General features: G+C 67.2%; 11 protein-coding genes. 7 read left to right on the top strand and 4 right to left on the bottom strand.

Annotation, left to right across the window (positions count from 1 at the left end):
* Positions 1-78: 78 nt before the first annotated feature.
* Complete coding sequence (locus SB771_RS09450; protein ID WP_175660629.1) at positions 79-990, bottom strand: LysR family transcriptional regulator; 912 nt, start codon at positions 988-990, stop codon at positions 79-81.
* 171 nt (positions 991-1,161) lie between these two features.
* Between SB771_RS09450 and gcl the strand changes: the two genes are divergently transcribed.
* The 4 genes from gcl (at position 1,162) to lysM (ending at position 5,744) form a co-directional block, all read left to right on the top strand.
* Positions 1,162-2,937: a glyoxylate carboligase gene (gene gcl / locus SB771_RS09445; RefSeq protein WP_011657072.1), complete on the top strand. Its 1,776-nt coding sequence runs from the start codon at positions 1,162-1,164 to the stop codon at positions 2,935-2,937.
* A gap of 44 nt (positions 2,938-2,981) precedes the next feature.
* The gene (gene hyi / locus SB771_RS09440) at positions 2,982-3,791 is read left to right on the top strand and encodes a hydroxypyruvate isomerase (protein WP_124520198.1); all 810 of its coding nucleotides are present in this window, start codon (positions 2,982-2,984) and stop codon (positions 3,789-3,791) included.
* The gene (locus tag SB771_RS09435) at positions 3,695-4,738 is read left to right on the top strand and encodes a 2-hydroxy-3-oxopropionate reductase (protein WP_279607364.1); all 1,044 of its coding nucleotides are present in this window, start codon (positions 3,695-3,697) and stop codon (positions 4,736-4,738) included. Before hyi ends, SB771_RS09435 begins: the two co-directional genes overlap by 97 nt.
* Before the next feature lie 535 nt (positions 4,739-5,273).
* A complete protein-coding gene (gene lysM / locus SB771_RS09430) occupies positions 5,274-5,744 on the top strand; it encodes a peptidoglycan-binding protein LysM (RefSeq protein ID WP_006755060.1) in 471 nt (156 codons plus the stop codon).
* 90 nt (positions 5,745-5,834) lie between these two features.
* On the opposite strand, the gene SB771_RS09425 is transcribed toward lysM, so the two are convergent.
* Positions 5,835-6,857: an asparaginase gene (locus SB771_RS09425; protein WP_175660628.1), complete on the bottom strand. Its 1,023-nt coding sequence runs from the start codon at positions 6,855-6,857 to the stop codon at positions 5,835-5,837.
* 274 nt (positions 6,858-7,131) lie between these two features.
* Between SB771_RS09425 and SB771_RS09420 the strand changes: the two genes are divergently transcribed.
* The 3 genes from SB771_RS09420 to SB771_RS09410 all read left to right on the top strand — a co-directional run bounded on the left by SB771_RS09420 (position 7,132) and on the right by SB771_RS09410 (position 9,017).
* The gene (locus SB771_RS09420) at positions 7,132-7,422 is read left to right on the top strand and encodes a PsiF family protein (protein WP_006755058.1); all 291 of its coding nucleotides are present in this window, start codon (positions 7,132-7,134) and stop codon (positions 7,420-7,422) included.
* Between the two features lie 319 nt (positions 7,423-7,741).
* Positions 7,742-8,200 (top strand): membrane protein, encoded by a 459-nt coding sequence (locus tag SB771_RS09415; protein WP_011657077.1) that lies wholly within the window; start codon positions 7,742-7,744, stop codon positions 8,198-8,200.
* Positions 8,201-8,429: 229 nt separating this feature from the next.
* Positions 8,430-9,017: a YSC84-related protein gene (locus SB771_RS09410; RefSeq protein ID WP_011657078.1), complete on the top strand. Its 588-nt coding sequence runs from the start codon at positions 8,430-8,432 to the stop codon at positions 9,015-9,017.
* A 96-nt stretch (positions 9,018-9,113) separates the two neighbouring features.
* On the opposite strand, the gene SB771_RS09405 is transcribed toward SB771_RS09410, so the two are convergent.
* Together SB771_RS09405 and SB771_RS09400 are read right to left on the bottom strand one after the other, a co-directional pair.
* The gene (locus SB771_RS09405; RefSeq protein WP_175655601.1) at positions 9,114-10,178 is read right to left on the bottom strand and encodes a glycosyltransferase family 4 protein; all 1,065 of its coding nucleotides are present in this window, start codon (positions 10,176-10,178) and stop codon (positions 9,114-9,116) included.
* A 236-nt stretch (positions 10,179-10,414) separates the two neighbouring features.
* Positions 10,415-11,590, bottom strand: coding sequence for an AAA family ATPase (locus tag SB771_RS09400; protein ID WP_175660627.1), 1,176 nt, complete (start codon positions 11,588-11,590; stop codon positions 10,415-10,417).
* Between the last annotated feature and the right edge of the window lie 12 nt (positions 11,591-11,602).

Here is an 11,602-nt window from a genome sequence, read left to right as displayed (position 1 = left end):
ACCTTACCGCCGCTGCATCGAGTTTATTCCCGCATGAAGCCGGTGAAGCGCAAAAAATGCCCGGGCCCGCCGCGCCCGTTACGGCGTGCTGCTCCAGTAGCCGGGCCGCGCATACGCTTCGCGCAGGTAGTCGATGAAGTAGCGCACGCGCGCAGGCACGTAGCGCTGCTGCGGATAGACCGCGAGGATGTCGTAGTCCGGCAGCGCGTATTCGTCGAGCACCGTCTCGAGTTCGCCCGTCTCGAGCTGCGCGGCGATTTCCCAGGTCGATCGCCAGCCGAGCCCGAGGCTCTCGGCCACCCAGCGATGCAGCAGCTCGCCGTCGTTGCAGTCGAGATTGCCGGTCACCCGCATCGTGACGATCTTGCCGTGGCGCTGGAAATACCAGCCGCGGTTCTGCCCGCCCTGCAGGTTGAATGCGAGACAGTTGTGCTTGAGCAGGTCGTCCAGCGACTTCGGCCGGCCGTGGCGGCGGAAATAGTCGGGCGTGCCGCACACGACGCGCCGGTTCGACGCGAGCTTCACCGCGACGAAGTTCGGATCGACCGAGCCGCCGATCCGGATCGACAGGTCGTAGCCTTCGCGCACCAGATCGACGACGCGATCGGTCAGGTTGAACGACAGCTGCATTTCCGGCTTGTCGACGAGGAAACCGGGTGCGTGCGGCGCGACGTGCTTGCGGCCGAACGCGGCCGGCGCGGACACGATCAGGTGCCCGCTGACCGCACGCCGCCCGGCGGCCAGCTCGTTTTCGGCCTGATCCCATTCGGACAGCAACCCGCGGCAGCGCTCGAGGAACGCGGCGCCCTCCTCGCTGACCACCAGCCGCCGCGTCGAGCGGTACATCAGCTTCACGCCGAGGCGCTTCTCGAGCGCGTCGATGCGCCGCCCGAGCACCACCGGCGACACGCCCTCCTCGAGCGCCGCCGCCGCGAGGCTGCCCGCGTCCGCGACCCGCACGAACGTCTCGATCTGCTTGAAACGATCCATCTCCTGTCTCCGTCCCGGCGTCGACGCCGGCGGGAAGCCCCGTCCGGCCGTCATTCCATACTTTTAGTTTCGAAATAAGCGACTTCGGCTGATCTTATCAAACCTTTCCTGCATCCCTAAAGTGTTCCCAACAGACCGATTCGCAAGATCCACACATTCAAGGAGACATGCATGGCCAAGATGAGAGCCGTCGACGCAGCCGTACTCGTGCTCGAGAAGGAAGGCATCCAGACCGCGTTCGGCGTGCCGGGCGCAGCGATCAACCCGTTCTATTCCGCGATGCGCAAGTCGGGCGGCATCAGCCACGTGCTGGCCCGCCACGTCGAAGGCGCGTCGCACATGGCCGAAGGCTTCACGCGCGCCGCACCCGGCAACATCGGCGTGTGCATCGGCACGTCGGGCCCCGCCGGCACCGACATGATCACCGGCCTGTACTCCGCATCGGCCGACTCGATTCCGATCCTCGCGATCACGGGCCAGGCACCGCGTGCACGCCTGTACAAGGAAGACTTCCAGGCCGTCGACATCGAGTCGATCGCGAAGCCCGTCACCAAGTGGGCCGTCACCGTGCGCGAACCCGCACTGGTGCCGCGCGTGTTCCAGCAGGCGTTCCACCTGATGCGCTCGGGCCGTCCGGGCCCGGTGCTGGTCGACCTGCCGATCGACGTGCAGCTCGCCGAAATCGAATTCGACATCGACACGTATGAACCGCTGCCGGTCTACAAGCCCGCGGCGAGCCGCGCGCAGATCGAGAAGGCGCTCGCGATGCTCAACGACGCAGACAAGCCGCTGATCGTGTCGGGCGGCGGCGTGCTCAACGCGGCGGCCGAAGACCTGCTCGTGCAGTTCGCCGAAACGATCGGCGTGCCGGTGATCCCGACGCTGATGTCGTGGGGCGCGATTCCCGACGACCACCCGCTGATGGCCGGCATGGTCGGCCTGCAGACGTCGCACCGCTACGGCAACGCGACGATGCTCGCGTCCGACTTCGTGCTCGGCATCGGCAACCGCTGGGCGAACCGCCACACCGGCAGCGTCGAGGTTTATACGAAGGGCCGCAAGTTCGTGCACGTCGACATCGAACCGACCCAGATCGGCCGCGTGTTCGGCCCGGACCTCGGCATCGTGTCCGACGCGAAGGCCGCGCTCGAGCTGTTCGTCGCGGTGGCGCAGGAATGGAAGGCCGCCGGCAAGCTGAAGGATCGCAGCGCGTGGGTGTCCGAGTGCCAGGCGCGCAAGCGCACGCTGCAGCGCAAGACCCACTTCGACAATGTGCCGGTCAAGCCGCAGCGCGTGTACGAAGAGATGAACAAGGTGTTCGGCCGCGATACGTGCTACGTCAGCACGATCGGCCTGTCGCAGATCGCCGCCGCGCAGTTCCTGCACGTGTTCAAGGCACGCAACTGGATCAACTGCGGCCAGGCCGGCCCGCTCGGCTGGACGATCCCCGCCGCGCTCGGCGTGCGTGCGGCCGATCCGACCCGCCCGATCGTCGCGCTGTCCGGCGACTACGACTTCCAGTTCATGATCGAGGAGCTGGCCGCCGGCGCGCAATTCAAGCTGCCGTACGTGCACGTGGTGGTGAACAACTCGTACCTCGGCCTGATCCGCCAGGCCCAGCGCGCGTTCGACATGGACTACTGCGTGCAGCTCGCGTTCGACAACGTCAATGCACCGGAGCTGAACGGCTATGGCGTCGATCACGTGGCGGTGGCTGAAGGCCTCGGCTGCAAGGCGCTGCGCGTGTCCAAGCCGGAAGAGATCGAGCCGGCGCTGAAGCAGGCGCAGGCGCTCGCACAGGAGTTCAGCGTGCCGGTGGTCGTCGAAGTGATCCTCGAGCGCGTGACGAACATCTCGATGGGCACCGAAATCGACGCGATCAACGAGTTCGAGGAACTCGCCGAGAAGGCCGAGCACGCGCCGACCGCGATCTCGATGCTCGACTGATCCGCACGCCATTTTTTGACTGACCGACCGAAGAGGCTTAGCTCATGCCGAAGTTTGCTGCAAACCTGACCATGCTGTTCAACGAAGTGCCGTTCCTCGACCGTTTCAAGGCGGCCGCGGACGCGGGCTTCGACGCCGTCGAGTTCCTGTTCCCGTATCCGTACGCGAAAGAGGAACTCGCCGAGCGGCTCGAGACGCACCGCCTGCGCCTCGTGCTGCACAACCTGCCCGCCGGCAACTGGGACCAGGGCGAGCGCGGCATCGCATGCCTGCCCGATCGCGTCGGCGAGTTCCAGGAAGGGGTCGGCCGTGCGATCGAGTACGCGAAGGCGCTGAAGGTGCCGCAGCTGAACTGCCTCGTCGGCATCCCGTCGGCGAGCACGGCGCGCGACAAGACCTTCGTCACGATCGTCGACAACCTGCGCTTCGCGGCCGACGCGCTCAAGCGCGAAGGCATCCGCCTGCTGGTCGAGCCGTGCAACGGCTTCGACATCCCGGGCTTCGCGCTGAACCGCTCGTCCGAAGGGCTCGACGTGATCCGCGCGGTCGGCTCGGACAACCTGTTCCTGCAGTACGACATCTATCACATGCAGCGCATGGAAGGCGAATTGGCCGCGACGATCGAACGCAACCTCGCATCGATCGGCCACGTCCAGCTCGCGGACAACCCGGGCCGCAACGAGCCGGGCACGGGCGAGATCAACTACGCGTTCCTGTTCGCGCTGCTCGACCGGCTCGGCTATGCCGGCTACGTCGGCTGCGAATACAAGCCCCGCACCACTACGACGGAAGGCCTCGGCTGGCTGCAAAGCGTCGCCGGCTGCGCACCGGGCTCGGCGCGTCGCGCCGCCTGAGATCCGCCCTTCCCGCGGACTTCCAAACCCACGCCCCTATAGGAGACTTTCACATGGCAACCATCGGTTTCATCGGCCTCGGCATCATGGGCGCGCACATGGCGCGCAACCTGCTCAAGGGCGATCATCAGCTCGTCGTGAACGGTGCGTTCCCGGTGCCGGACGACCTGCGCGCGAGCGCGAAGGTCGTCGCGAACTCGACCGAAGTCGCACAGAACGCGGACATCATCATCTCGATGGTGCCGGATACGCCCGACGTGCGTAACGTGCTGTTCGCCGACGACGGCGTCGCAAAGGGCCTGACGGCCGGCAAGCTCGTGATCGACATGAGCTCGATCTCGCCGCTCGACACGCAGCAATTCGCGAAGCAGATCAATGCGCTCGGCTGCGACTACCTCGACGCGCCGGTGTCCGGCGGCGAAGTCGGCGCCCGCGAAGCGACGCTCACGATCATGGTCGGCGGCCCGGAGCAGGCGTTCGAGCGCGCAAAGCCGCTGTTCGAGAAAATGGGCAAGAACATCACGCTCGTCGGCGACAACGGCGCGGGCCAGACCTGCAAGGTCGCGAACCAGATCATCGTTGCACTGAACATCGAGGCGGTCGGCGAAGCGCTGCTGTTCGCCGCACGCTCGGGCGCCGATCCGGAGCGCGTGCGCCAGGCGCTGATGGGCGGCTTCGCCGCGTCGCGGATCCTCGAAGTGCACGGCGCGCGCATGACGAAGCGCACGTTCGATCCGGGCTTTCGCATCGAGCTGCACCAGAAGGACCTGAACCTCGCGCTCGACGGCGCACGCAAGCTCGGCCTCGCGCTGCCGCACACGGCGAGCGCGCAACAACTGTTCAGCGTGTGTGCGTCCCACGGCGGCAAGGCATGGGATCACTCGGCACTCGTGCGTGCGCTCGAGATCATGTCGAACTTCGAAATCGGCCAGACGCCGGCCGCATAACGCGGATGCAGCGGCGCGCGTTTCGCTGCAACGGCGAACGCGCGCGGGCGCAGCGCGAGTGCAGCGCGAGTGCAGCGCGAGTGCAGCGCGAGTGCAGCGCGAGTGCAGCGCGGGCGCAGCGCGACGCATACTCGCGATCCGGCCGCGGCCGGTCGTATCGGTGCGCGAACACGCGCGCATCACGGTGGGGCGCCCCGCCGCGCATCGCAAAGCGCGTGCGCGACGGGGCGAAAAACGCCGCTCTGGGCTGAGAGCGGCGTGGTGGGGTCCGCAGCGGCACCCGGCGGCGCCGGGGAAGCCTTGGTCGGTCAGACGTCGTCGTCGGGTGTCCGCCTGTCGGATTTCGCGTATTACATTTCTTTACGTTCAGGCGTGCGATTTTTCATGCAATCGTCGCGATGAACGCCTACACTTTCGCCACGCCTTTCGAGAAATCCGCCGCGCCTGGCGCTCACTCCGGTGAGCGCGCTCAGCGCGGTGTTTTTTTCGCCACTTCACGGCGCGTTTTCTTTTCAACCACCTAGGGAGTGCAGCGATGGGTCTTCTTTCGTTTATTAAAGAGGCGGGTGAAAAACTGCTGGGTCACGCTGACGCGCAAGCAGCGGAAGATCCGAATGCGGCGAACCAGACCGCGGCCGATGCGATCAAGAATTACATCAGCACGCAGGGTCTCGATACGTCGAATCTGACCGTCGCGTTCGACGGCGCGTCGCGCACCGTCACGCTGTCGGGCAGCGTCGCCGACCTCGACACGAAGGCGAAGGTCAAGGTCGCGGCCGGCAACGTGCAAGGCGTCGCGGGCGTCAACGACGACGATCTGCAGCCGGACGATCAGGAAGTTCAGTACCATGACGTGAAGCCGGGCGATACGCTGTCGGCGATCGCGAAGGAAGTGTACGGCGACGCGAACAAGTACCCGGCGATCTTCGAGGCGAACAAGCCGATGCTGTCGAGCCCGGACCGGATCTATCCGGGCCAGAAGCTCGTGATTCCGCCGCAGTCCTGAGCAATCGCCCAGCACTGACGCAAAAAAGGCAGGCCATTGGCCTGCCTTTTTTTCATGCGCGCCGCGTGCCGCCCGATCGGCGGCCACCGGTCACAGCGTGTCGAATGCGCGTTGCAGCGCGTCGCGCCCTTGAATGCCGTTCGCGAGCGCCAGCATCAGCAGCACGCGTGCCTTGAACGGGCTCAGCGACCCGGCGCTCACGAAACCGAGCGCATCGTCATTCGCCGCGCCGTTGCGCATCACGTGCCCCGAGCCGACCCGCGACGCGCGCACCACCGCGACGCCGGCGTTCACCGCATCGACGAGCGCCGCCTGCAGCGTCGCATGGATCGACCCGTTGCCGGTGCCCGCGACGACGAGGCCGCGCACGCCGGCCGCGACGAGCGCATCGACGGCCGTGCGCGTCACGCCCGCATAGCTCGCGACGATTTCGACCGGCGGCCACGCCGCGGCGATCGCCAGTTGCGCATCGCGCGCACGCGTCACGCGGCGCGCGAATTCGACGCGGCCGTCCTGCACCCAGCCGAGCGCGCCCAGTTCCGGCGACTGGAATGCGTCGACCGCATAGGTGCTCGTCTTCACGACGTCGCGCGCGCCGTGAATCCGGTTGTTGAACGCGACGAGCACGCCCTGCCCGCGCGCGGCCGGATGGGCGGCGACCGTCACTGCGTTCAGCAGATTCAGCGGGCCGTCGGACGACAGCGCGGTGGCCGGCCGCATCGCGGCCGTCAGCACGACCGGTTTGTCGCCGGTCACGACCAGATGCAGCGCGTACGCGGTTTCCTCGAGCGTGTCGGTACCGTGGGTGATCACGATGCCGTCGATCGCCGGATCGGCCATCAGTGCGTCGATGCGTGCGGCGAGCATATTCCACAGCGGCAGCGCGAGATCCTTGCTGTCGATGCTGGCGACCTGCTCGGCGTCGATGCGCGCGACCGACGCGAGCGCCGGCACCGCGTCGAGCAGGAAATTGACGCCGAGCGCGCCGGCCTGGTAGCCGGCCGTGCTGGCGGCGTCCGGCGCGGCGCCGGCGATCGTGCCGCCGGTGGCGAGTACGGCGATGCGCGGCAGCGCCGCCGCCGTCGAAGGGGATGCGGAGTTCGGAGTATTCATGGCCGCGATTGTAATGGCTCGCGGCCGGCATCCGGCAGGTTCCGCGTGTGCGGCCGGGGCCGACGCACCCGCGTCATGGTTTGTCCCGATCACCCGCGCGCGCACGCATCGTCAACGGCTACGCGGGCCGGCGCGTTATACGAATGCCGTTTTGGTGTTTTCACATTGATTAGCCATAATCGGAGCGCGCGGCGCGATGCGACCCTGTTCCCGTTGCGCCGGGCTTCGTGACGGCGTCGATATAAAGCGCAATTCACCCCATGGGAGTGTCGAAATGAAAATTCAATCGCTCGTAGCCGCAGTGCTTCTCGGCGGCATGCTGGCTTCCCCCGCTTTCGCGGCGAACAGCCAGCAGGACAAGATGAAGGCCTGCAACACGCAGGCCGCCGGCAAGACGGGCGACGAACGCAAGGCGTTCATGAAGGACTGCCTGTCGACCAAGCCCGCGAAGGCAATGACGCAGCAGGAAAAGATGAAGGCCTGCAACACGCAAGCCACCGGCAAGAAGGGCGACGACCGCAAGGCGTTCATGAAGAGCTGCCTGAGCAGCCAGCCGGCCGCCTGAGTTCCGGCGCTCCCGCACGAATGCCGCGCACCGCTTCGGCGGGCGCGGCTTTTTTGTTTTCGTTGCACGCGCATCGACGCGCGCGATGCCGCCCGATGCGCCGGCGCACCGTCCGGCGGCATCGCCACGCCGACGCCGCGATACGTTGCGCCGCCCTCCCGCCCCGCTTTCCGGACGCGCCGTGCGAATGCCGCCACATGGTGCGGCAATTCGCCGCGATTTCTTCTATGATGGCTGCAACGCGGCCCACCCAAGTACAAGAAGCGCCATCGGGCCGCCCTCGAGACGGACGCGCACGCCGCGTCAAACGGAGGCATGGATGGCATGGAGACAACACCGCTGGTTCCGCCGCTGGCTGATCGTGATCGTGTTCTGGGCCGTGCCCGTCGCGATCGTCGCCGTGCGCGAGATCCGCGAGGAAATGGCGTATAACAAGGCCGATCTGGAGCTCGCGCTGACCACCTGGCAGCTCACCGACGCGCAGCAGGCCGCCGGCGCGGCCGCGAAGTGCCACGGGGATCCTGACGCGGCACGGGCGGCCGGCTGCCCGGCCGACGTGCTGAGCGCCAACGCGGCACGCCAGCAGGCGGCCCGCGACGAATACGTGGTGCGCCGCAATACGCTTGCCGGTTATCTGTGGCACGCGTTCGTCGGCTATTGGGTCGTGCCAGCCGCGTTCCTGTTCGCATGCGGGGTCGTGATCGCGCTGATCCGCCGTGCGCTGCGCCGCCCGCCGATCAAGCCGCCCGCTCCGCCGGCGCCGCCCGTCACGCATTGACGCGCAGCTTGTCCTTTCCTTTTCCGCTAACCGCCTGCCACCCTCGGGCGCGCGATGCGTCGCCCCACGCGCGCCGCGCCGTCCGTTGGCGTGCCGCGACATCCCCGGACGATTTGACGCTTTTTCACATCGCAATGAAAAGAGGCTGTAATCCACTGTGATATAACTGCCGACGTGATCCGCTCCCTGAGCGAGACTCACTCCGAACGTCATCCGATGGAGAATAACGATGCAAAAACGGAATCTTGTGCTGAAAGCTGCCGCTGCGCTCATCGTCGGTAGCCTCGCGCTCACCGGTTGCACCACCACCCCGGACAAGCCGGACAACGCCGCGACCAACGCGTCGAAGCGTCAAGCGATCGACTCGAGCGTCGACGCCACGCTGTCGCGCATGTATTCCACGGTCAAGGGTTCGCGTGAGCTCGTCGCGAAGTCGCGCGGCGTGCTGGTGTTCCCGAACGTGCTGCAGGCCGGCCTGATCGTCGGCGGCCAGTCCGGCAACGGCGCGCTGCGCGTCGGCGGCAGCACGGTCGGCTACTACAACACGTCGTCGCTGTCGGTCGGCCTGCAGGCCGGTGCGCAGTCGAAGGCGATCGTGTTCCTGTTCATGACGCAGGAAGCGCTCGACGAATTCCGCGGCTCGGACGGCTGGGCAGCCGGCGCCGGCGCGTCGGTCGCGCTGGTGAAGATGGGCGCGAACGGCGCGGTCGATTCCAACACGGCCACCGCACCGGTCCAGGTCATCGTGCTCACGAACGCGGGCCTGATGGGCGACGTGTCGATCAACGGCACGAAGGTCACGAAGCTCAAGATCTGACGCTGACGCCATGCCCGTGCACAGCGTGCGCGGGCCATGCGCAAACGGCGATGTCCTTGCGGGCATCGCCGTTTTTTTATTTGCCCGCGTCGCGCGTCAGGTCGTCGAGTCGATCACCTTGAAGCGCGAGCGCTTCTGTGCGCGAATCAGTGACTGGTAGACATCGACGTACTGCTGCGCCATCCGGCGCGACGTGAAGCGCTGCTCGAAGCGCTGCCGCACGCGCGCACGCGGCAGCAGGTGCAGCCGGTTCACGGCGGCCACCGCGCTGATTTCATCCTCGACGATGAAACCCGACACACCCTCGTCGATCACTTCTGGCACCGCGCCGCGATTGAATGCGATCACCGGCGTGCCGCACGACATCGCCTCGATCATCACCAGCCCGAACGGCTCCGGCCAGTCGATCGGAAACAGCAGCGCATGCGCGCCCGACAGGAATTCGGCCTTCTGGTGATCGGCGATCTCGCCGATGAATTCGACGTGCGGTAACGCGAAAAGCGGCCTGATCTCGCGGTCGAAGTATTCCTCGTCGGCCGCATCGATCTTCGCGGCGATCCGGATCGGCAGCCCGCACTGGCCGGCGATCCGGATCGCCGTGTCGACGCGCTTCTCCGGCGAGATACGGCCCAGGAATGCCAGATAGCGCGGCTCGACGGGCTGCGGCATGTACATCGTCTCGGGCAGCCCGTGGTAGACGGTCGTCAGCCACTTCGCCTGCGGCAGCGGCTGGCGCTGCGAATTGGAAATCGAGATCACGGGCGCCGTGTTGAACGTATCGAACACCGGCTGCTGCTCGGGCAGGTCGAGCCGGCCGTGCAGTGTCGTCATGTACGGCGTTTGCTGCCGGTTGAAGACCGAGAACGAGTAGTAGTCCATGTGGAAATGGAGCACGTCGAAGTCCTTCGCGCGGCGCGCGACCGTCTCCATCAGCAGCATGTGCGGGGCGACCCGGTCGCGGATCGACGAATCGAGCCGCAGCGCGCGCGGCCACACGGGTTCGAGCTTCGCCCGGGTCGTCGAATCGCCGCTGGCGAACAGCGTCACATCATGGCCGAGATCGACGAGCGCCTCGGTGATGTAGGACACGACGCGCTCCGTGCCGCCGTACAGCTTCGGCGGCACCGATTCGGTCAGCGGGGCGATCTGGGCAATTCTCATGGTCCACGTCTCCTGTGTCCTGTCCGTTGCCGCACGGCCGGCGGGCGTGTGCGCGGTTTGCGCCCCGCCCCGCTTTCATGCGGCGCCGGCCGGCATGGCGCCAGCCGAATATCCCATTATTATTCGCGATCGCCGTACAGGGAACCGGCGGCCTTTCATTTTATGGGCGTTGTTACAGACCGGATACATTCCGCGCGGCGCGCCAGGTCGTTCTCGAACGCACGCCGCCGTGCCGGTCAACGCGACGGCCACTTCCATGCCGGCAGGTCGCGCGTGTCGGCATCGACGAGCGCGGTCGCGCCCAGTTGCTTGTCGAGCACCAGCGATTCGCAGCCGGCCTCGCGCTCGAGCGTCGCGATGAGCCGCGCCGCATGCGACACGACCAGCACCTGCGAACGCTGCGCGGCCTGCGCGATCAGGCGGCCAAGCGCCGGCAGCAGATCGGGATGCAGGCTCGTCTCCGGTTCGTTCAGCACCATCAGCGCCGGCGGCCGCGGCGTCAGCAACGCGGCCGCGAGCAGCAGGTAGCGCAGCGTGCCGTCGGACAGTTCGGCGGCGGCGAGCGGCCGCAACAGCCCCGGCTGGCGCATCAGCACGTCGAAGCGGCCGCGGCCGCCCGGATTGTCGATCTCGACCGACGCGCCGGGAAACGCGTCGTCGATCGCCGCATCGAGTGCCGCGCCGTCGCCGATTTCGCGAATCGTCTGCAGCGCGGCGGCCAGATCGGCGCCGTCGTCCGCCAGCACCGGCGTATGGGTGCCGATATGCGACTGCCGGGCCGGCGCCTGTGCGTCGGTCCGGAAATGGTCGTAGAAGCGCCACGAGCGGATCCGCTCGCGCACCGCGATCATCTCCGGCGCGCCGGTCGGATCGGCGAACTCGGTCATCATGCTGTCGAAGCTCGCGACCGGCTGCGGAATCGTCCGCCACTCGCCCGACGCGGTGCGCGTGCGGATCTGTGCGCCCTGCCGGTCGACCAGCAGCGTCGACGGGCGCGGCAGCGCGCCGCCCCAGATGCATTCGCGCTTGACCACCGGATCGAGCGCGAACTGCGAACGGCTCGGCACCGGCAGGCCGAGATCGATCGCATAGCCGAAATCGTCGCACGCGAAGCCGAGCCTCAGGCTCACGGGGCCCGTGCGCACCGTGCCCGTCACCGGCTCGTCGCCGGCCAGCATCGCGCGCGAGAAGCGCTCGGGGCCGGCCCACAGCGTCGACGGCAATCCGCCCTCGCGCGCGAGCGACGGGATCACGCGGCCCTGCGCGGTGTCGGCGAGCAGGCGCAGCGCGCGGTACACGCTCGACTTGCCGCTGCCGTTCGGCCCGGTGACGACGTTGAGCGCCGCGAGCGGCACGATCAGCTCACGCAGCGAGCGGTAATTGGCGATGGCAAGCGTGTTCAGCGCGGTCATGGTGACGGAGGG

Origin of the sequence: Burkholderia sp. SIMBA_051, from assembly GCF_046534915.1 — a bacterium.
GTDB classification, from domain to species: Bacteria; Pseudomonadota; Gammaproteobacteria; order Burkholderiales; family Burkholderiaceae; genus Burkholderia; species Burkholderia ambifaria.
This window is presented reverse-complemented; position numbering and strand designations above follow the sequence as displayed.